The 21,274-nt window shown below is 61.8% G+C and carries 17 protein-coding genes; 10 read left to right on the forward strand and 7 right to left on the reverse strand.

The window, feature by feature from the left end; translation table 11 throughout:
* Positions 1–153: 153 nt before the first annotated feature.
* The gene (locus tag MOP44_RS05965; RefSeq protein ID WP_260795022.1) at positions 154–1,110 is read right to left on the reverse strand and encodes a tetratricopeptide repeat protein; all 957 of its coding nucleotides are present in this window, start codon (positions 1,108–1,110) and stop codon (positions 154–156) included.
* Positions 1,111–1,346: 236 nt separating this feature from the next.
* Here MOP44_RS05965 and MOP44_RS05970 point away from each other — a divergent pair, with 236 nt between their 5' ends.
* The 7 genes from MOP44_RS05970 (at position 1,347) to MOP44_RS06000 (ending at position 10,686) form a co-directional block, all read left to right on the forward strand.
* The gene (locus tag MOP44_RS05970; RefSeq protein ID WP_260795023.1) at positions 1,347–3,851 is read left to right on the forward strand and encodes a glycoside hydrolase family 15 protein; all 2,505 of its coding nucleotides are present in this window, start codon (positions 1,347–1,349) and stop codon (positions 3,849–3,851) included.
* Between the two features lie 47 nt (positions 3,852–3,898).
* A complete protein-coding gene (gene tkt, locus MOP44_RS05975) occupies positions 3,899–5,908 on the forward strand; it encodes a transketolase (protein ID WP_260795025.1) in 2,010 nt (669 codons plus the stop codon).
* 93 nt (positions 5,909–6,001) lie between these two features.
* Positions 6,002–6,484 (forward strand): ribose 5-phosphate isomerase B, encoded by a 483-nt coding sequence (rpiB, locus tag MOP44_RS05980; RefSeq protein WP_260795027.1) that lies wholly within the window; start codon positions 6,002–6,004, stop codon positions 6,482–6,484.
* 104 nt (positions 6,485–6,588) lie between these two features.
* Positions 6,589–7,200, forward strand: coding sequence for an HAD family hydrolase (locus tag MOP44_RS05985; protein ID WP_260795028.1), 612 nt, complete (start codon positions 6,589–6,591; stop codon positions 7,198–7,200).
* Between the two features lie 21 nt (positions 7,201–7,221).
* Complete coding sequence (gene gnd / locus MOP44_RS05990; RefSeq protein ID WP_260795030.1) at positions 7,222–8,127, forward strand: phosphogluconate dehydrogenase (NAD(+)-dependent, decarboxylating); 906 nt, start codon at positions 7,222–7,224, stop codon at positions 8,125–8,127.
* Between the two features lie 108 nt (positions 8,128–8,235).
* Positions 8,236–9,798: a glucose-6-phosphate dehydrogenase gene (gene zwf, locus MOP44_RS05995; RefSeq protein WP_260795032.1), complete on the forward strand. Its 1,563-nt coding sequence runs from the start codon at positions 8,236–8,238 to the stop codon at positions 9,796–9,798.
* A gap of 153 nt (positions 9,799–9,951) precedes the next feature.
* The gene (locus tag MOP44_RS06000) at positions 9,952–10,686 is read left to right on the forward strand and encodes a hypothetical protein (protein WP_260795034.1); all 735 of its coding nucleotides are present in this window, start codon (positions 9,952–9,954) and stop codon (positions 10,684–10,686) included.
* A 7-nt stretch (positions 10,687–10,693) separates the two neighbouring features.
* On the opposite strand, the gene MOP44_RS06005 is transcribed toward MOP44_RS06000, so the two are convergent.
* On the reverse strand, positions 10,694–11,902 hold the full coding sequence (locus MOP44_RS06005) for a BaiN/RdsA family NAD(P)/FAD-dependent oxidoreductase (RefSeq protein WP_260795036.1): 1,209 nt from the start codon (positions 11,900–11,902) through the stop codon (positions 10,694–10,696).
* A 201-nt stretch (positions 11,903–12,103) separates the two neighbouring features.
* The gene (locus tag MOP44_RS06010) at positions 12,104–12,829 is read right to left on the reverse strand and encodes a tetratricopeptide repeat protein (protein ID WP_260795037.1); all 726 of its coding nucleotides are present in this window, start codon (positions 12,827–12,829) and stop codon (positions 12,104–12,106) included.
* Positions 12,830–13,208: 379 nt separating this feature from the next.
* On the opposite strand from MOP44_RS06010, the gene MOP44_RS06015 reads away from it, so the two are divergent.
* Complete coding sequence (locus MOP44_RS06015; RefSeq protein ID WP_260795038.1) at positions 13,209–14,741, forward strand: malectin; 1,533 nt, start codon at positions 13,209–13,211, stop codon at positions 14,739–14,741.
* Positions 14,742–14,832: 91 nt separating this feature from the next.
* Here the strand turns inward: MOP44_RS06015 and MOP44_RS06020 are convergent, their stop codons facing one another.
* The 4 genes from MOP44_RS06020 to MOP44_RS06035 all read right to left on the reverse strand — a co-directional run bounded on the left by MOP44_RS06020 (position 14,833) and on the right by MOP44_RS06035 (position 18,946).
* Positions 14,833–15,450 (reverse strand): hypothetical protein, encoded by a 618-nt coding sequence (locus tag MOP44_RS06020; protein ID WP_260795039.1) that lies wholly within the window; start codon positions 15,448–15,450, stop codon positions 14,833–14,835.
* 17 nt (positions 15,451–15,467) lie between these two features.
* Positions 15,468–16,013, reverse strand: a complete 546-nt coding sequence (locus MOP44_RS06025) for a DUF4337 domain-containing protein (protein ID WP_260795040.1) — start codon at positions 16,011–16,013, stop codon at positions 15,468–15,470.
* Between the two features lie 171 nt (positions 16,014–16,184).
* Entirely contained in the window at positions 16,185–17,663 is a 1,479-nt protein-coding gene (cysS, locus tag MOP44_RS06030; RefSeq protein ID WP_260795041.1) for a cysteine--tRNA ligase, read from the reverse strand.
* A 92-nt stretch (positions 17,664–17,755) separates the two neighbouring features.
* Positions 17,756–18,946 carry a tRNA (adenosine(37)-N6)-threonylcarbamoyltransferase complex transferase subunit TsaD gene (locus MOP44_RS06035; protein WP_260795042.1) on the reverse strand — a complete coding sequence of 397 codons (1,191 nt, stop codon included), beginning with the start codon at positions 18,944–18,946 and terminating at the stop codon, positions 17,756–17,758.
* 58 nt (positions 18,947–19,004) lie between these two features.
* Between MOP44_RS06035 and MOP44_RS06040 the strand changes: the two genes are divergently transcribed.
* Complete coding sequence (locus MOP44_RS06040; RefSeq protein WP_260795043.1) at positions 19,005–20,450, forward strand: CCA tRNA nucleotidyltransferase; 1,446 nt, start codon at positions 19,005–19,007, stop codon at positions 20,448–20,450.
* Positions 20,447–20,980, forward strand: coding sequence for an SRPBCC family protein (locus tag MOP44_RS06045; protein ID WP_260795044.1), 534 nt, complete (start codon positions 20,447–20,449; stop codon positions 20,978–20,980). The genes MOP44_RS06040 and MOP44_RS06045 overlap by 4 nt, the downstream gene beginning before the upstream one ends.
* The last annotated feature ends 294 nt before the right edge of the window (positions 20,981–21,274 follow it).

Genomic DNA, 21,274 nt, shown 5'->3' on the forward strand with positions numbered 1-21,274 from the left:
AGAAATTGTAGCGGGTTGAGGTAGGGCCGCGCGAGATGCGGGTCAGGCGGGAGGCTTATGAATCCAAGGACTTACAGTGCCGGTGGATTGGATGCCGGGGAGTGCGGCGAGGATGCGGCCGAATTGGGCTAGCTGGAAAAGGCGAAAAGCGAATTACGGTTGTTTCTCCTCGGGCCAGGGTTGGACCCTTGGGGGAACGCACTGCGCCGGGGCCATCAGATTGCGAAAGACCACGCACTCGCGCAGATTCTGAATGGCCGGACGCTTTGCGTTCGCCAGCTTGCGGCTGTTCGCGTTCCGAACCTCCATGGCCTTGCCGACCCACTGCTTGTAACCGGCGAGATCATTGTCGCGGAGTTCGCTCTCGTTCCGAGAACCGTATTCCAGATCGGCCTTGCGCCGATCGACGAGGGCCAGGTATCGCATGGCGTCCTCAAAGTTCTCGCGATTTTCAACTGCGATCTTCAGATACCGCTCTGCTTCGTCCAAAACGTCCGCATTTCTCACTCGGATTTCTTCAAGGATGTCGACCCGAACGTCTTCATTGCCTTTGCCGTCGTCGTAAGTTCCCGCACTACGAAGAACATCCAGCGCATTGTCTCTTGCCTTCATCCAGTCAACGACACCGATGATGTACGCCGCATCAGGATTGAGGGCGTCCAAGTCGAGCGTGTTCAGAGACCACTCCCTGGCTTCTTCCAGTTCGTTGATATCGAAGTATGCCCTCGCCAGCGCTTCCCGACAAATCAGATTGTCCGGCTCGATGGCCAGAACCTGTTGCAGGAGCCTGATCGCCCGCTTCCCTACCCGCAGATTGTCAGGAGTTTCCAGCGCTGGTGTGATTGTGCGTCCGACCGCAATGCCGAGGTATGCTCTGGCGGTAGTCATTCGCGGATCCAGACGCAGAGCTGCTTGAAAATGCTCGACGGCCATGTCGTAGTCCGCCTTGTTGTAGGCAGCAACGCCCAGATTCATCTCGCGCTGAATCTGCACAGTTGCAGAGGGGGTCTGGCTTGTGTTGTTCGCTGCGGTTTGTGCAGAAGCCACAAGGCTGGTCAGCAGGAGGCATGCTGCTCCCAAACTGGCCCGATGGAAGCGAATACGATTCATGATGGCTCCCGCGGTATGCGAGTCGTCCGCCTGACAAAAGATCATAGACCAATTCAGGGGGTGTGCTTGAACCGGAGCCATGAATGCAGTCGCGGGATGAAATCGGAGGTAACTTTCTTGCCTCCGGTTCATCAAGAGACATTAGGATCACGAGTGCAGGCTTCCCCCGGCGCGGGTGCGGACACCCACGCGACAGCCGGTCTGGAGACCGGCGCTACACCAGGTATGCAAACTGAATGAACGGACATTCTCTTTATCGCTGGCTGACGCAGGAGGGCGAGGCTTTTGGTGCGCCCGGGGTGGAACCACGCTGGACATCGGCTGTGAAAGATGCGGTGGGCACGGCCTACTCCGCTTCGAGCCGGGTGTGGTTCACGTGCTCGCACGGCATTGTGAACGAGGTGTATCACCCGACGATCGATCATCCGCAGGTGCGGGACATGGAGTTCCTGATTACGGATGGGGAGACGTTCGCGCACGAGGAGAAGCGCGATCTGGATTCGGAGTTTGAGTACATTCACGCGGAGACGCTGGGTGTGCGCTATGTGAATCGCGATCGCGAGGGTCGGTATGCACTGATCAAGGAGATCATTTGCGATCCGCACCACTCGGTGCTGCTGACGCGTGTACGGCTGGAGGGCGCGCCCGAGCTGGTGGACCGGCTAAAGGTATATGCGCTGCTGGCTCCGCACCTGGATGGCGGGGGCGAGGGGAACTCAGCACGCGCGGTGGATGTGGCGGGCTACAAGGTGCTGGCGGCGTGGAAGGATCCGTGGACGCTGGCGATGGGGGCGAGCTGCGGGTTCTCGCGGGTGAGCTGCGGGTTTGTGGGCGAGAGCGATGGCTGGCGCGACGTGATGGACGGCTACCGGATGGACTGGGAGTTCGGGTCGGCGACGAACGGCAACATTGCGCTGTTTGGGGAGCTGAACCTGGACTGCGCGCGCAACTGCGGAAAGGCCGAAGGGGCGCGGGAGTTCACGGTGGCGGTGGGGATTGGCGATACGCTGCACACCTCGCTGCAAAAGACGGTGAGCGCGCTGGTGATGCCGTTTGAGCAACACAAGTCACGGTTCATCGACCAGTGGCAGAGGGCAGCGAACCCGGAGTGGCTGGCGGAGAAGGCGCAAGACGGCGGGATGCTGATGCGGGCAAGCCACAACGTCCTGCTGGCGCATGAGGACAAGACGTACTCGGGCGCGTTTGTGGCGTCCGCGTCGATTCCGTGGGGACAAGCGAAGAGCGACGATGACCTGGGCGGCTATCACCTGGTGTGGACGCGCGACATGGTGCAGACGGCGACGGCGATGCTGGCGTGCGGACGGGTGGAGACGGCGCGAAGAGCGCTGGTTTATCTCGCGTGTACGCAGCAGCCAGATGGGGGATTCGCCCAGAACTTCTGGGTGGATGGAAGGCCTTACTGGAGCGGCGTGCAGCTGGACGAGGTGGCGTTTCCGATCATTCTGGCGTGGCGGCTTTGGAAGCAGAATGGGCTGGGCGAGATGGACGTGTTTCCGTTTGTGGAGCGCGCGGCGGGGTTCCTGGTGAAGAAGGCGCCGATTACGCACCAGGAACGCTGGGAAGAGAATGCGGGGTATTCGCCGTCGACGCTGGCGGCGGTGATTGCTGCGCTGATTTGCGCGGCGGAGATGGCACGGGCGCGCGGGGGCATGGAGCTGGCGGAGTTTCTGGAGGAGTTTGCCGACTGGATCGAGGGGCATCTCGAAGACTGGACGGTTACCAATGATGGCGTTCTGCTGCCGGAGGTGAGGCGGCACTATATGCGAGTGCGGCCGCCGGAGACGGGCGAGGCCTACTGGTGCGAGAGCTGCGGGACGGAGATGATCCGGCTGAATAACAGGCCGCCGAAGACGCGGTTCGAGTTTGAGGCGCGAGAGATCATCGACGGAGGGTTTCTGGAGCTGGTGCGGTATGGCGTGCGCAGAGCGGACGATCCTCTGGTGGTGGATACGCTGAAGGTGGTGGATGCGGTGTTGAAGCGCGAGCTGCCGCAAGGACCGGCGTGGCTGCGCTACAACTGGGACGGCTACGGAGACACTGCGGACGGCGGCGCGTTTCATGGATGGGGCCAAGGGCGGCCGTGGCCTCTGCTGACGGGCGAGAGGGCGCACTATGAGCTGGCAGCGGGAAAGGATATTTCGAACCTGATTGCGAGCTATGAGCGGTATGCAACGCCGGGGCAGATGTTGCCGGAGCAGGTCTGGGACGATGGGGATATTCCCGAGCGCGAGTTGTATGCGGGGATGCCGGCGGGATCGGCGACTCCGCTGGTGTGGGCGCATGCGGAGTATCTGAAGCTGCTGCGATCGGCGCTGGATGGGAAGGTGTTTGATCGCGTGGACCCGGTGTATGAGCGCTACTGCACCGAGAATGGGCGGCAGGCGGTGCGGAGAGGCATCGAGATCTACAGCCGGCGGAGGCCGGTGCAGAGAATCAACGCAGGCGAGACGCTGCGCATCCTAGACCCGGAGCACTTTGAACTGGTGTGGTCGACGGACGGCTGGAAGACCACCCAGAGCGCGTCGAGCCGCGGAATTGGAAGCACAGGATTCATGGTGGATGTACAGACAGACGCGGAGGGCGGGCGGCTATCATGGACTTTGCATTGGCCGGAAATGCACCCGGATTCCCACCCCGGCGACAAGGGCCCTCCGCTGGGATCATCCACCCCCGGGCGCTGGCTTGGATACAATGTAGAGGTCGAGATTGTATCCGGATAAATTGATTTACTAACGGCAAATCCGTGTCACAGCGAAAGGACGATGGAATGACCACGAGCCCTGCGACCCTCTCCCTTGATCAACTGTCAATTGATACTCTGCGGCTGCTTGCCGTAGATACCGTGCAGAAGGCCAACAGCGGCCATCCGGGCGCGCCGCTGGGTTGCGCTCCCATCGCATACCTGCTTTATCACAAGCTCATGAAGCACAATCCGACGCACTGGAAGTGGTCGGACCGCGACCGGTTTGTGCTGTCGAATGGGCATGCTTCGGCGCTGCTGTATTCGACGTTGTTCCTCACGGGATACCCGGACATGACGCTCGACCAACTCAAGTCCTTCCGCCAATGGCATTCCAAGACGCCAGGGCATCCGGAGAGCGGCGAGGCCACCGGCGTCGAAGTGACGACCGGACCTCTGGGACAGGGCTTTGGAATGGCAGTGGGCATGGCGATCGCCGAGAAGCACATGGCCGCCGTGTACAACAAGCCCGGTTTCAATATTGTCGATCACCACACGTATGTGCTGTGCGGCGACGGCGATTTGATGGAAGGGATTTCGCACGAAGCTGCATCGCTGGCCGGAACGCTGCAGCTGGGCAAGCTGATTGTGCTTTACGACGACAACTTGATCTCGCTGGATGGGCCGACGGAGTGGAGCTACACGGAAGATGTGCTGAAGCGCTTCGATGCGTATCACTGGCACACGTCGCGCGTGGCGGACGGCAACGATCTGGCGGGCATTGAGAAGGCGATTGAAGAAGCGAAGGCTGTGACGGACAAGCCGTCGCTGATCGCGGTGCGCACGATCATCGGTTACGGAAGCCCAAAGGCCGGCACGAATGCTGTGCATGGCGAGGCGCTGGGCGCGGCGAACGTGGCGGCGACGAAGAAGTTCTTCGGGTTCCCCGAGGACCAGAGCTTCTATGTTCCGGATGAGGCGTTGAAGAACTGGCGGCAGGCGGTGGATCGCGGCAAGCAGGCCGAGGCTGACTGGAACAAGCTGTTCGACGCGTATGCGAAGGAGAATCCCGAGCTGGCGGAGCAGTTCAAGCGCTCGGTGGTGAACAAGCGTAAGGCGGGCTGGGAGAAGGCTCTGCCGACATTCGGAACCGAGAAGAAGATTGCAACGCGCAATGCCGGCAACCAGGTGATGAACGCGATTGCGAACGAGGTGCCGGAGCTGTTTGGCGGCGCGGCGGACCTTACTGCTTCGACGAAGACGATTTTCAAGAACAGCCCGCATTTCGCGGCGGACCCGGCGGGACGAAATGTGTTCTTCGGCGTGCGCGAGTTTGGGATGTGCGCGGCGGTGAACGGCATGGCGGCGCATGAGGGTCTGGTGCCTTACGGGTCGACGTTCTTCTGCTTCAGCGACTACTGCAAGCCGGCGATCAGGCTGGCAGCGCTGTCGCGGGCGCACTCGATCTTTGTGTTCACGCACGACTCGATTGCGTTGGGCGAAGACGGGCCGACGCATCAGCCGATCGAGCACCTGATGATGCTGCGCGCGGTTCCGGATTTGACGGATTATCGGCCGGCGGATGCGAATGAGACGGCTGCATGCTGGCGGCTGGTTCTGGAGCGCAACGGAGCGGCCTTCATGGCGCTGAGCCGGCAGGATCTGCCGGTGATTGACGCGGCGAAGGTGGATGTCTACGGCGGCGTGAGCAAGGGCGCTTATGTGCTGGAGGATGCTGCGAATCCGCAGGTGATCCTGATTGGAACGGGCGCGGAAGTATGGCCATGCGTGGAAGCGAAGAAGCTGCTGGAACAGGAAGGCATTGCAGCGCGCGTGGTGAGCATGCCGAGCTGGGAGATTTACGACGAGCAGAGCGCCGAGTATAAGAGCAGCGTGCTGACGCGTGGGGTTCCGAAGCTGGCCGTGGAAGCGGGATCGCCGCTGGGCTGGTGGAAGTATGTCGGCGAGACCGGCGGCGTGGTGGGGCTGGATCGCTTTGGGGCTTCGGCTCCGGGGCCAATTGCGCTGGAGAAGCTTGGATTCAGCGCGGCGAATGTGGCTGAGCAGGCGAAGAAGGTGGTTAAAGGCAGGGGTTAGGGATTAGGGAGTAGAAAACTGCAGGCTGCGAGGCGCAGCGATTTTCTACTCCCGATTCCCTTCCCACTCTCCCTCCACTCTGAAGGAGTGCACGTGAAGTTAGTTATCAGTGCGGACCATGCGGGCTTTCCTCTCAAGGAGGATGTGCGCGCGTACCTGACCAAGGCTGGGCACGAGATTGTCGATCTGGGCGCTTTCAACGGGAATAATCCGGATGATTATCCCGATTTCGCGGAGCTGGTCGGCAATGCGATCAATGAAGGCGTTGCGAAGCGCGGCATCCTGATCTGCGGGTCGGGTGTGGGCGTGTGTGTTGCGGCGAATAAGATTCCGGGGATTCGAGCGGGCATGTGCCACGACACCTATTCGGCGCACCAGGGCGTGGAGCACGATGACATGAACGTCGTGGTGTTGGGCGCGCGCATCATCGGCGCGGCGCTGGCGTATGAAGTTGTGGACGCATTTATTGGGGCGAAATTCCAGGCAACGGAAGAGCGGTTCAAACGGCGCTTCAATAAGGTCATGGCGATTGAAGCGAAGTACCGCTGCGGCGACGGTTCAACGAGCAAAGCATAAGACGCGCGAGACGATGGGGAGGTCCATCGTTTCGCGATCCCAACTATGTCGTACTTCCGGCCCGCTCGCGCGGGGCCGCATCGCGTGGGCTGAAAGAGGCGCCGATGTTCCCCTTCGACGTGATCTTGTTTGACGTAGGCGGTGTGCTGCTTACGAATGGGTGGGATCATTGCGAGCGCAACGTGGTGCTGGACCAGTTTGGGCTGGACCGCGCGGAGTTTGAGGCGCGGCATCCTGAAGCCAATGACGCGTGGGAACGCGATGCCATCACCGCGAAGGAATACCTGGATGCGACCGTGTTCTACGAGCCGCGTGATTTCACCGCGGACGATTTCATGCAGGCGCTGTTTGCGCAGTCGGTGCCGTTGCCGCAGGGCGCATTAAGCATCCTTCAGGAATTGGCGGCATCTGGTAGGTGGATGCTTGGCTGCTTGAATAATGAGGCACGCGAGCCGAACGAGTACCGGTTTCAGAAATACAATTTGCGCGATGCGTTCGATGTGGCTCTAAGCTCTTGCTATGTGGGGCTGAGGAAGCCGCATAAGGAAATGTACAAGCGGGCTCTCGATATTCTAGGCAAGCCGGCGGAACGGATCCTGTTCATTGATGACCGCGCGGAGAATGCGAAGGGTGCGCGGGACGCGGGGATGAAGGCTATTCGATTTGAAGGCGCCGAGCAGTTGCGGCGTGATCTGGAGACTCTAGGCGTTTATTGACGTTGTTGAGAGGAGAACGAGATGCAACTCGGTTTGATCGGCCTGGGCAAGATGGGTGGCAACATGGCGGAGCGTCTGCGGCTCGGCGGACACCAGGTGATTGGTTTCGATTTCAACGCGGAAGCCGTGCAAAAGCTGACGGAATCAGGCAACGTGGGCGTGTCGTCGCTTGAGGACATGGCGAAGAAGTTCGACGGGCGGAAGGCGATCTGGATCATGGTGCCGCAGGGCAAGCCTGTGGACGACACGATCGCCAAGTTAGAGCCGCTACTGAACAAGGGCGACATACTTATCGATGGCGGTAACTCGAATTACAAGGATTCGCAGCGGCGCCATGCGGAAGTTACTGCGAAGGGCTTCCACTTCGTGGATGTCGGCACATCGGGCGGCGTGTGGGGATTGAAGGAAGGCTACTCGATGATGATCGGCGGCGATAAGGAGCCGGTCGGGTATCTGTCGCCTATCTTCGAAACGCTTGCTCCGGCGAAGGACAAGGGCTGGGGACACGTGGGACCAGCGGGCTCCGGGCATTTTGTGAAGATGGTGCACAACGGCATTGAGTACGGCATGATGCAGGCCTTCGCCGAAGGCTTCACCATCATGGAGAAGAAGGAAGAGCTGGATCTCAATCTCGCGCAGATTTCGGAGATATGGCGCTATGGCAGCGTGGTGCGGAGCTGGCTGCTGGATCTAACGGCAGATGCGCTCAGCAAGAATCCGACGCTAGATGGGCTGTCTGCGTATGTTGCGGATTCGGGTGAAGGACGCTGGACGGTGTTCGAGGCGATTGACCTGAATGTTTCGGCGCCGGTGATTACGGAGTCGCTGATACGACGTATTCGTTCGCGCGAAGAGAATAACTTCACCGATCGCATGCTGGCGATTATGCGCAATGCGTTCGGCGGACATGCGGTGAAGAAGGACTAATTACAGGGAATAGGGAGTAGGGAGTAGGAAGGCCGGCGCCGAGGTTGGCTTTGTGGTGTATTCGCAATTCCCTGCTGTCTATTCCCTATTTCGATCGGAGATCGAGTTATGGCTACCGTGCAGATGAGAGTTCGTCCCGAGGATCTATCGAATGTGCCCGCGGCGAGCGAGCGGATTCCCAATTCCACTATCCTGGTGATCTTCGGCGCGTCCGGTGACCTGACGAAGCGCAAGCTGCTGCCTTCGCTGTTTCACCTGCGGCAATCGGGACTGCTGCCGAAGCAGTTTGCGATTGTGGGCGTGGCACGGCGGCCATTGGGCAATGAATTTGCCGAGGATATGAAGGCGGGCATCCTTGAATTCGGTGGCGTGGATGCGAGCGACCCGAAGATCGATGAGTTCGTCCAGCACGTGAGCTACTATGCGCTGAGCTTTGATGATGCCGCCGGCTATGCGGGTCTCAAGGACGAGTTAGACAAGATTGCCAAAGAGAAAGGCATTGGCAACGATCGGCTGTTCTATCTCGCGACGGCGCCGGAGTATTTTGCTCCAATCATCGAGAACCTCGGCGCCCAGGGGATGAACCAGACGGAGAACGGGCGCGTCGGCGTGGTGATCGAGAAGCCGTTCGGGCACGATCTGGAAAGCGCGCGCGAGCTGAACCACCAGGTGAATGCCGTGTTTTCAGAAAGCCAGGTGTTCCGCATCGACCACTACCTGGGCAAGGAGACGGTGCAGAACATATTGGTGTTCCGGTTTGCGAACGGGATCTTTGAGCCGATTTGGAACCGGAACTTCATCGATCACGTGCAGATTACGGCGGCGGAATCGATTGGGATCGAGGGGCGCGGGCCGTTCTACGAAAAGGCCGGAGCGCTGCGCGATGTGCTGCAGAACCATGTGATGGAGTTGCTGAGCTTTGTGGGCATGGAGCCGCCTTCGAGCTTCGATGCGGACGCTGTGCGGCGCGAGAAGGTGAAGCTGTGGCAGTCAATTCCGAATATTCCGATTTTGAATGCGGTGCGAGGGCAGTATGGACCGGGCATTGTGGACGGCAAGCGGGTACTGGGATACCGCGAAGAAGATCGCGTGAGTCCGGAGTCGGGGACTGAGACCTACGCTGCGGTGCACCTTCAGATTGAGAACTGGCGGTGGGCGGGCGTTCCGTTTTATCTGCGGGCCGGCAAGCGGTTAAAGAAACGGGCGACAGAGATCACGATCCAGTTCAAGCAGCCTCCGCTGCTGATCTTTAACCGCATGCAGGCGGCGGGGCCGTGCACGGAGATTCAGCCGAACCTGTTGAGCATTCGCATTCAGCCGGACGAAGGTATCGCGCTGCGGTTTGGGGCGAAGGTACCGAGCGCGCCGGGAATGGCGGTGTGCCCGGTGAACATGGATTTCGATTATGCGCAGGCGTTTGGGAAATCGACGGCTACGGGGTACGAACGGCTGCTTATGGACGCGATGATGGGCGACCAGACGCTGTTTTCGCACCGCGATGGGGTGGAGATCAACTGGTCGCTGTATACGCCGATTTTGCAGGCGTGGGCGGCGAAGGATCCGGAGGTGTTTCCGAATTACTTTGCGGGATCTTGGGGTCCGGACTGCGCCGACCGGCTGCTGGAGCGCGGTGGGCATGCCTGGCGGAATAAGCTGGGCAAGCCGGAATAGGACAGGGAGTAGGAAATAGGGAACAGGGAGTAGAAAGACAGGCATTAGAAACCTTGGGCTCGCGCTTTTTGCGCGGGCCTTTGTGTTTAGTGGGGCTTGGTTGGCGTGGGTTGGGCACAACGGTTGGAGGGAGATGGTGTCTAACTAGACGAGATGAAGCAGTTGCGTGGGATCGGTGTGCTTGGGTGCGGGGTGACGCTGGGTCTGGTGGTGCTGGCAGTGGGCGTTGGGGCTGCGGCGGGGCAGGTGGGCACCTTTGTGGTGAGCCAGAATGGGCATGCGGTGGGGACTGCTTCGTATCAAATTGCGGCGCGGGAGGGCGGGTTTGCATCGAGCTCGACGGTGAAGGTGTCGATGCAGGGGCTGGAGTATTCGCTCTCGAAGACAGAGGAGCAGGATGCGAGTCACCACCTGCAGCACGTGGTGTTGAGCGGAATTGTGAACGGCTCGGTGGTGAGCGTGGTTGGGAAGCCGGATGGGGCGAATTTCCTGCTGAACATTTCGGCGAACGGGCGGAGTTCGACGGCGCGGCTGGCGGGGCATGCGAGGGCGGTGTTTCTGCCGGATTTTGATGCGGGGGCCCTGCAGACGCTGCTGACCTTGGCAGCGGCGCAGAAGGGGCGCGATCTGTGGGCGGTGATTCCCAAGCAGGCGGGGTCAGTGCAGGCGATTCAGTTGGCGACGTACGCGGACGAGCAAGGCACGCTGGACGGCAAGGCGATCACGGTGCATCACCTGGCGGCGACAATTGCGGGCGAGGAGACAGATTTGTTCGCGGGGTCGGACGATCAATTGCTGCAGGCGGAGCTGCCGCAGCCTGGGTTTGCGCTGGTGCGGAGGGGGTTTGTGTTGACGCCGCCGAAGAGAGCTCCGGCGCCGCAGCAGTGAGCGGCGATTAGAGTGCATTGCCGGCGGCGACGGCGGAGGCCCAGGCCCATTGGAAGTTGAATCCGCCGAGGTGGCCGGTAACGTCGACGGCTTCGCCGATGACGAAGATGCCGGGGACGGAGCGGGCCTCCATGGTGCGAGTATTGAGGTCGTCGGTGTTGATGCCGCCGGCGGTGACTTCGGCCTTCTCAAATCCTTCGGTGCCCACGGGATGGAACTGCCAGTCGCGCAGGTTGCACTCGGCGGTGTCGAGGGCGGCATTCGACCAGCCGGCGGGCGCGGCGATGTCGGCCAGGTGATTGGCGAGACGCTGGGGGAGTGCGGCGCGCAGTGCCTGTCGGAAGGACGTTTCGTCGCGGCGGGCGCGTGGACGGAGCAGGGGCTGGATCAGCTTTGTGCCTGGGGCGAGGGCGGGGGCGAGATCGACGTGGACGGGTTCGTCGGGACGCCAATAAGAGGATGCCTGGAGGATGGCAGGGCCGCTGAGGCCGCGGTGGGTGAGCAGCATCTTCTCGCGAAAGCGGGGAGCGGGACGACGGCCTTGAGCAGGGCCTGACCAAGCAACGACCTCCGTGGAGACGCCGGTGAGTTCGGTCCAGCGGGCTTCGTCGCCGCCGAGGACGAGCGGAACGAGCGCGGGGCGGGGTTCGATGATGCGCAGGCCGAACTGGCGGGCGAGATCATAGGCCAGGCCGGTGGCTCCGAGCTTGGGGATGGAAAGGCCGCCGGTGGCGATGACCAGGGCGTGAGCGGCAAAGTCGCCGGCTAACGAGGAGACGTGGTAACCGTCGGAAGAGCGGTCGACCTGGATGTTGCGGGCATTCAGGACGATGTCAGTGCGGCCTCGTTCGCATTCGGCGAGGAGCATGTCGAGGATGGCGCGCGAGGAGTGATCGCAGAAGAGCTGGCCGAGGGTCTTCTCATGCCAGGGGATGCGATAGCGGTTGACCAGTTCGAGGAAGTGCTGAGGGGTATAGAGAGCGAGCGCGGACTTGGCGAAGTGGGGGTTCGCGGAGAGAAATCGGTCTGGCGTGCAGTGGATGTTGGTGAAGTTGCAGCGGCCTCCGCCGGAGATGAGGATTTTGCGGCCCGGCTGGGCATTGTGGTCGAGGAGGACGACGCGACGGCCGCGCTGGGCGGCGACGGCTGCGCACATGAGCCCGGCTGCGCCCGCGCCGAGGATGACGACATCATAGACGCGAGGCGGTGAGGGCATGGGTCTATTGTCGCTGGTGTTAGCCAGTAGCTTCTAGCTGCTAGCTTCTAGCTCCTCGTGCGCTTTAGAGAAGCGAGTTCTTCGTCGCTGCGCTCCTCAGAATGGCGAAGTTGTCGGGGCTTCGGTGTAGAAACGGAAAGCGCTTCGTGGACCCCCATCCACGAAGCGCTTTCCGTTGCGTCCGGACTGCTCTGGAGGCAGTTACCGCTTGACGATCTTTTCGAGGCGCGGATCACCCCAGAGAGGAGCGAAGAGCTTTTCCTCGTAGACCTTGCTCAGGCCCGAGAAGTGCTCGGCGCGGGCCCGGCTGAGGTATTCGAGCGAGCCGTCGAAGTTACCGCGGCGGGCATAGGCCAGGGCAATCAGGTAATCGACGCGGCCGCGCTGCTCAGGAGTGCTGACGCGAACCTGCACGCCGTCAAGGCTGCCGCTGAGGATGTCCGCATCGAGTTCGAGAGCCCGAGCGTACTCGGTCATGGCGCGGTCCATCTGGCCCAGGCCGGCCCAGGCCTCGGCCATGTTGAGGTGGGCGGGCGCTCTGGTTTCGTCGAGTTCAAGGGCCCGCTTCAGGTGCTGGATCGCCGCTTTGTATCTCTTGTCGAGGACCTCGGTTGCACCCAGGTTGTTGTAGGCGTTGACGAAGCGCGGATCGTACTTCACGGACTGCGAGAAGGCCTTGCGGGCCGGTCCAAACTGATGCAGTTGCAGGTAGGAGATTCCCAACTTGTTGTAGAGCTTGGCCTCACCTGGTGTCGCGCGAATCGCCTGCTTGTAGAATGCCGCGGCGTCGCCGAAGTTCTCATGTATGCGGGCGAGGTCCCCTTTCAGTTCCGCTGTCTGGGCGATCTTTATCTTGTCGGCCCTGGCCACGTCAGCGGCGAACGGGTCGGCCTTCGCGAAAGCAGCGGTACTGAACGCCATTGCCATCCATCCGATCATCCACATAAGTCCCTTCATAGTTGCCCCCGTCGTTCCCCGGCGGGCTATCCAGTCCTTCCGTTGCCATCCGGATGCCTGCCGGCCTTTCTACGAGTCCAAGTAAACGGCGGGGGAAGCGCGGGCACAACGCTAGACCTGCTACCGCGGGGCTTCGCGGGCGTTACATCGGGGAGTATCGGACCTATGTGCTCTGAAATGAGATGGATCCGAATCGGGATAAATTGCGTAACAAGTATGCAGGAGGGCAGAAGTGCGGGGGCTACAGTTCCGTTACAGGAGGTTGCGCGCCGATCTGTATACCGTTAAAACCGCCTGAGCGCATGGAACTGGCGTTAACATGACTGCGGCTCGATGATGGAAGGTTGAGATGGCCTCTGGGAGCACCATTCCGGTGATGCATGTGGAAGAGCGGGAGGAACTTGCGGCCGTTCTGCGGTCGAAGGAGTTTGCCCGCGCGCCGCGGCTTGCCCAGTTCCTGGAATATCTGTGCGAAAAGCTGTTTGCCGGAGAGACGGGACAGATCAAGGAGTATTCGATCGGGGTGGAGCTGTTCGGCCGGGGGGTTGAGTTCGACCAGGAGTCCGACTCGATTGTGCGAGTGGAGGCGAACCGGTTGCGCAAACGGCTGGCGGAATATTACGCGACGGAGGGCGCGGATCACGCGATGCAGATTGCGATCCCGCTGGGGCAGTATGTGCCGGAGTTCGTGACGAAAGCGGGTCCGGTACCGGTTGTTGCTGAAGTGCATGTGCCGCCGGCGGAGACGCGGGCCGGCATTCGATGGATATGGATAGCGGGCATCGCAGGTGTGGTGGTTCTGGCGGCAGTCGTCTTCGCAGCCATCTGGTGGGGGCGACCGCGACAGCCGCGGGAGGCAGCAGCGCCGGTTGCGGCTGGGGAGAAGCCGGCGGCATTTCCGCCGGAGCTGGGAACCGGGCTTCCGTCGGGCGACGAGATCAGGATCTTGTGCGGAGGGCCGCGGAGTCTTGTGGATCACGCGGGCAAGCTGTGGGCGAGCGATGAGCGGTTCACCGGTGGTACAGCCATCAAGGGCACGGTGCAGCACATCTGGCGGACGCAGGATCCGGCGTTTTACCGGACCAGCCGGCAGGGAAATTTTCGCTACGATCTGCCGCTGCGGCCGGGCGTATATGAGCTGCGGCTGCATTTTGCGGAGACGGAATTCGGGCCGGAGTCGACGGGGACGGGCGGCGAAGGCGACCGCATCATGACGGTGCGGGCGAATGGGAAGACGCTGCTGTCGGACTTCGACGTGGCGGCGGACGCGGGGGCGAGCCGGACGGCGGATGTGAAGGTGTTTCCGGATATTTCGCCGGCGAAGGATGGGCAGTTGCACCTGGAGTTCAGTGGTGAGGCGGGCAAGCAGGCGGCGATTTCGGCGATCGAGATTGTGCCGGGGCAGAAGGGGCACATGCGGCCGGTGCGGATTCTGGCGCGGCAGACGCCTTACTACTCAAACGACAGCCAGTGGTGGAGCCCCGATGCCTACTTTGAAGGTGGACAACTGGCGGCGTATGCAACGCCGGTGAGCGGCACGGATGACCAGGAACTGTACGACTCAGAGCGGTGGGGGAATTTCTCGTATGCGGTGCCGGTGGCACCGGGAAGATACACCGTAACGCTGCATTTTGCGGCGCGGCACGGGGAGTGGCCTCCCTTCTCGACAGGCGGGAGCAAAGCGGAACACGTCTTCGATGTGTACTGCAACGGCAAGGTGCTGCTGAAGGATTTCGACCTGTCCCGTGAGGCGAGGCAGAGTGATGTGGTGGTTCGGCGCGCGGCGGGGCTGGAGCCGAATGCGCAGGGCAAGCTGATGCTGACGTTTGTGCCGGTGCAGGGGTATGCGACTGTGACTGGGATTGAGGTTGTCGCGCAGTAGGCGGTGCCCTGAAATGCGGGTCCTTTGTTTGGGCCAAAGCCGGCCACACTCCGCTCAGGATGAGGCTGATCTAATTTCTGAGACAGAAAGATCAGGAAGGCTTCTTCTCGAAAGCGTTCTGCGGAACCAGGGCAGCGGGTGCGTCTCCGTCGATGGAGACGGGCATCTGCTCAAAGGATGCGAGCGAGCTGTCATTTGCAGCCATGACCATCCAGCAGACGGCGGCTTTCTTCGACACGCTGCAGGCGATCTCGATGGTGTATGCGATGGCGCCCTGGCCCTTTACGGTGGCGTTGACGCGCTCGATCCAAAACTGGTGGGTACCGAGCTGGTAGAGGCCGTATACAGGCTGCCCAAGGTCGAAGTTTTGAGCGAGGCCTGCTGAGGCGCTGGAGGCGAATCCAGGCAGATCGGCTTCGGTCATCTGCTGTCCGTAGCACGCGAAGGGTAGAGCCACCTCAGTCATCACAGAGGGCGGGTTACCGTGGCGGGCGGTGAAGCCGATGTCAACGCAGCCAAGCCCTTTTTTGTCTTCCTCGCTGTTGGCGTTCTGGCGGGCCTGCTCTTTGGCGAAGGCGCTGGTGTCCATCACTTCCCAGTCAGCGGGCGCGGTGAAGCTGAAGCCGAGTTCATTGGAAGTGCGGGTTACGGCTTGCGCGCGTGCTGCGACGGTGGAGAGAACCAGAAGAAGACAGAGGAGGGCTTTCATCGCGGCCAGTCTACCACTCAGTGCACGAGGAACGCGGTGATCGCGGAGAGGATGCCGGCGGCGGCAAAGCCCATGCCGAAGTACCAGTAGAGGCGCGTGCGCGTAAGCAGCGTGACGGAGGTGACGACCAAGCCGATTTCAAGGAGAGCTTCCCCGAGATCGAAGCGGTCTGCGCGGCGTTCGGCGAGAGCGACTTCCTTTTCAAGGTCAGTGGCCTTTTCCTGCTCTTCCTTCAGATCATCATTCCATTTGGCCTGATGATCGGCGTAGGACTTGGCGAGCTTCGCGGCCTTGTCCTTGTCGGCGAGGTTGACTACTCCGAGGAGATCGGCCTCGAGACTGGTGTTGTAGGAGCGAATCTTCTTGGCCTGGTACTCGTTCCACTGGTCGGTGGCTTTGTTCTGCAGGAGGACGGCCTCGGTGTGTGTGCGGTGGCCAAGCACCGTCGCGATGGCTACGAGGACCGCGAGCACGCTCATGGTGAAGGCGACAGGGCGGAGGGAGGTGTCGTGGGCGCCGTGTTCGGCGTGTTCCTGTAATTCGTGCGCTTCGTTGGCTTCCATCTGGGGAATGAACCTCTGGCAATCGATGTTAATGGGTGACCGAGAGAGTAGGACAGGATGGGCTAAAAGCCCCGCTCAAAATTTAAGTAAGCATATCGGCGCGACTGAAGTCGTGCCCTTTCACATTGCATACAGCCATGCGCAAGGTTCTTGCCTGCCTCTGGATGGTGACTACTTCCGTTTCCAGCGAACGCCGTCTTTGGAGTCTTCGATGATGACGCCTTTTTCGGCGAGCTCGTTGCGGATCTGGTCGGCGCGAGCGAAGTTGCGCATCTTCTTGGCCTTGGTGCGCTCGGCTACGAGGTTGTCTATCTCCGCGTCGCTGAGGGCGAACCCGGCGAGCAGTTCAGGAGCGACGTCGGCGGTGCGGCCGGTTTGCTCGGCCCAGGCGAGGGCGCGCTTGGTGGCTTCGGTGTCGCGATCTTCGAGGACATCGAATACGGCGTCGAAATCGGCGAGAACCTTGAGCACGGCGTCATGATCGGCGGCGAAGAACTTGCCCTGGTCGATGGCGGTGTTGGACGCGCGCACGAGGTCGAAGATGGGGGCGCGGGCCTCGGCGGTGTTGAGGTCGTTGGCGAGGGCAGCGTAATACTCATCGCTTGCCTTTTTCGCTGCGGCCTGGATGTCGGGATTGTCGCCGGGGGCGAAGGTGCCCTGGGTCAGGCGCTGATGGAAGGTGCGGAGGCGGTCGATGGCGGCGGTGGCATCCGCGAGGCTCTCGAAGGTGAAGTTGAGCTGGTGGCGGTAGGGCACCGAGATGAGCGCGAGGCGGATGGCCGAAGCTTTGTAGCCCTTCAGCAACAGGTCGCGGAGGGTGTAGAAATTGCCTTCGCTCTTCGACATCTTGCGGCCGTCGACGAGCAGGAAGCGGACGTGCATCCAGTGGCGGGCCAGCGGTTTCTTCGTGACGGTTTCGCTCTGCGCGATTTCGTTCTCGTGGTGCGGAAACATGAGGTCTTCGCCGCCAGCGTGGAGGTCAAAGCTGTCGCCGAGGAACTCCATGGACATGGCGGAGCACTCGATGTGCCAGCCGGGGCGGCCGCGGCCGATGGGTGTGTCCCAGCTTGTTTCGCCGGGCTTGGTGGCCTTCCAGAGGGCGAAGTCGCGGGCTGAATCCTTCTCGTATTCGTCAACGTCGACGCGCGCGCCGTCTTCCATGCCGCTGAGATCTTTTTTGCTCAGCTTGCCGTATTCAGGGAACGAGCGGAGGCGGAAGTACCAGCTTCCATCATCGGTTTTGTAGGCGGCGCCGACAGATTCAAGCTGCTGGATCAGGCTGACCATCCGCGGTATGTGCTCAGTGGCGCGAGCGATGATTTCGGGGCGCTCAACGCGGAGCGAGTCGAGGTCTTCGAAGAAGGCGTCGACATACTTTGGGGTGTACTCGCCGATGGGGATGCCGGCGGCGGCCGCGTTGCGGATGATCTTGTCATCGACGTCGGTAATGTTCATGACGTGACGCAGGCGCGTGCCGGTGAGCTTGAGGGAGCGGCGCAGAACATCGACCTGGAGGAAGGTGCGGAAGTTGCCGATGTGGCCGTAGTCATAGACGGTGGGCCCGCAGGCGTACATGCGCAACTCGGTGCCGTCGGCCGGAACGAGCTCGTCGATTTGTCCGGAAAGAGTGTTGAACAGGCGCAGAGTCATTCGATCTAAAGGGTGCCCATCCGCTGGAAATAGGCCGTATTTCAAGCCTTTTTGATTGTAGCAGTGAGAAATAGAGGGCTGGGCGGCCGGGCTCACACGCCGAGGGCGAGTGAGGGTTCGGCGCTGAGGGCGCTGGCGGCGAACTCGCCGGAGACAAAGCGCGGCCAGGCGGCGGCGGCGATCATAGCGGCGTTGTCTGTGGAGAGGGCCGGCGTGGGGAACGAGACGCGCATGTGGCGGCGCGGGGCTTCTGCGGCGAAGCGCTCGCGGAGTTCGCGGTTGGCAGCGACGCCTCCGGTGACGAGGATGCGAGTGGCGCCGAGGGATTCGGCGGCGGCGAAGGTCTTCTTCATGAGGTCGCCGACGACCGCGTGCTGAAAGCTGGCGATCATGTCGAGGATGGGTTGGGGGGCGAGGGCGAGGGCTTCCTCTTTGGTTTTGGGAGGGCGATCGCCAGCGAGGATTTTGGCGATGCGCTCGTCGCCCCCGGCGCGCATGCCCTGGAGCTCAACGTGGCGCAGGACGGCTGTTTTGATCCCTGAGAACGAGAAGAGAAAGTGCGGGTCGAGATCGGCGATGGGAGCGGTTTTCGCGGCTTTGGTGCGCGGGGCTTTGCCGTGCAGATGCGCCTTGGCCTTGATCTGCGCGAAGGCGAATGGGACTGCTTTGGGATCGCCGAAGCGGGCAATGGCGTCGATCCAGGGACCTCCGGGGTAGCCCAGGCCGAGCAGCTTGGCGACTTTGTCATAGGCTTCGCCGGCGGCGTCATCGAGGGTGCGGCCGATGAGCTTGTAGTGCCACGCTTCGTGCGCGGGTTCGGCCAGATAGAGATGCGTGTGTCCACCGGAGACGACCAGGGCAAGGGCGGGCTCGTCCTGTTGCGTGGAGGCGGGGGCGTTCTGGCGCTCTTCGAGGAGAACCGCGTGGATGTGGCCCTCGAGGTGATTGATGGCGATGACGGGGAGATTGCGCGCGAAGGCAAGGGCCTTGGCGTAGCTGATTCCGACTAGCAGCGCGCCGGCGAGGCCAGGGCCGGAGGTGACGGCGATGGCATCGAGATCGTCGAAGCCCACGCCTGCCTCAGCGAGTGCCGCGCGGACCACGGGAACGATGGCACGGAGATGCTCGCGGCTAGCGAGCTCGGGGACCACGCCGCCGAAGCGGGCGTGGGTGGCGATCTGCGAGGCTACGACGGACGAGAGCGTGCGGGAGCCGCGCTCGACCACGGAGGCGGCTGTTTCGTCGCAGGAGCTTTCGATTCCGAGGATGAGGCCACGGGACATAACCTTCCAGTTTATCGGGCCTTGCATCAGAGCACTCCGGGAGAGTGACAATAGAGCGATGCCTGCGCTATCACGACAACTCGAAGCGGCCCTGCGGATTGTGGAGGCGCTGCGGACGGAAGGACACCAGGCCTACCTGGCGGGCGGATGCGTGCGCGATCTGCTGCTGGGGCGCGATCCGGTGGATTATGACGTGGCTACGTCTGCTACTCCGGATATCGTGATGGGAATGTTTCCGCGGACGTTTGCGGTGGGCGCGCATTTCGGCGTGGTGCTGGTTGCGGATGAGGCGCCGGATGAGATTCCACCGCTGGAAGATGCGGGCGACGCGGGGCCGCGCTATGCGACGACGGAGGTGGCGACGTTCCGCTGCGACGACTCCTACTCCGATGGCAGGCATCCGGACGCGGTGCGCTATACGACGAGTGCCGAAGAAGATGTGCAGCGGCGGGATTTCACGATCAATGGGCTACTGCTGGACCCACTGCGTGGGGGCGAAGCTTTGGAGGAGTTCCTTGGCGATGGGAGCGCGCTTCGAGCCGCGGTCCTCGATTATGTGGGTGGGCTGGCGGATCTGGATGCGGGGGTGATTCGGGCGATCGGCGATCCGCGGCGGCGTTTTGAAGAGGATCAACTACGGCTGTTGCGGGCGGTGCGGTTTGCGGCGCGGTTTGGGTACGCGATCGAGGCGGCGACGCATTCGGCGATTTGCTCGCTGGCAGCGCGCATTCACTCGGTGAGCCAAGAACGCGTGCGCGACGAGTTGACCAAGATGTTGACGGAGGGCAAAGCGCGGAGGGCGTTCGAGCTGCTGGATGAGACGGGGCTGCTGCAGCAGGTTCTGCCTGAGATCCCGAAGATGAAGGGCGTGGAGCAGCCGCCGCAGTACCATCCCGAGGGCGATGTCTTCATTCACACGCTCATGCTGCTGGAGCAGCTCGAGCCAGGTGTGCCGTGCACGCTGGCGTGGGGCGCGCTGCTGCATGACGTGGGCAAGCCGCCGACATTCCGGGTCGCGCCGGACCGCATCCGCTTCGATCGACATGTTGAAGTGGGCGTGGCAATGGGCGCGGAGATTTGCCGGCGGTTTCGGTTTTCTAACGAGGATACGCGGCAGATTCTTGCGCTAATTGAGCACCACATGCGCTTTGCAGATGCGCCGCATATGAAGGCATCGACGCTGAAACGGTTCTTCCGGCTGCCATGCTTCGAGGAGCACCTTGCGCTGCACAAGATGGACTGCATGGCGGCGCATCGCAACCTTGACACATACCGCTTCGTCGAGGAGCGTTACGAAGAGATGCCGCAGGAGGACGTCCGTCCAAGACCGCTGCTCACGGGCCGCGAGCTGATTGCGGCGGGCTATGCCCCGGGGCCGCGCTTCAAGGAGATGCTGCGGGCGGCAGAGGATGCGCAGCTCGAAGGCTCAATCGCGACGACGGAGCAGGCGGTGGCGCTGGTTCGGGAGCGATTCGGGAATGCGCAGCAGGATACCCCAGCATGAGCAGAGAGTTCGTTCTGCGGGATCAGGTCACGATTCACGCGCCGCTTGAGCGGTGCTTCCTTCTTTCGACAAGCGTGGAGATCGTGGAGCGCGAACTACGCATGCATCCTGAGCGGGGGCGCATGTCAGGGTTTGTGGAGGATGGCGATACGGTCCTGTGGAAGGGTTGGAAGTTCGGACTGCCGCAGTTTCACGAGAGCATCATTGAGGAGTTCCGGCCGTGCAGCTTCTTTCGCGACCGCATGATCTCAGGGCGCTTCAAGACGTTCGAGCACGACCACAGTTTCGATCTGCTAGCGGATGGATCCGTGCGACTGCGCGATGAGATCCGGTTCTCGATGCGCTGGGGATGGTTGGGCAAAATGCTGGGCGTGTTGCTGCTCAGGCCGCATATTCGCCGGCTGTTGCGGCGCAGGTTCGGGCTTCTGAAGAGAATCGCCGAATCAGAGGAGTGGCGGGATTATATTCCGGCGCGTGACGCGTCCGAAGCGTTACTGACGGGCAGAGGAAGATGGAAAGTCGGCAGTTGACGTGCTATGCTCCCGAAAAGCGGGGTATGCATGCACAAGCACGTGATGAATGGAGCCAATCTGCCGGCGAAATGGCGCTGGTCGGGCTCGCGTGCGCGCTGCATTTGCCCGCGGAAGCACCTGCGCGTGCTGCCCACCCGCACACGACCTAGTCTCTTCGGCGGCGACTAAAGAACAGACAACCGAAGTTCCTCGCCTGCAACGCGGGTCCGTCTGGGCCCGGAACGTTGAACGACCCCAAATCCCACGGGGTCCGTGGCCGCCCCCAGGGCAGGTGGCTGCCCGCCGGGCAGA

Source organism: Occallatibacter riparius, from assembly GCF_025264625.1.
GTDB classification, from domain to species: Bacteria; Acidobacteriota; Terriglobia; order Terriglobales; family Acidobacteriaceae; genus Telmatobacter; species Telmatobacter riparius.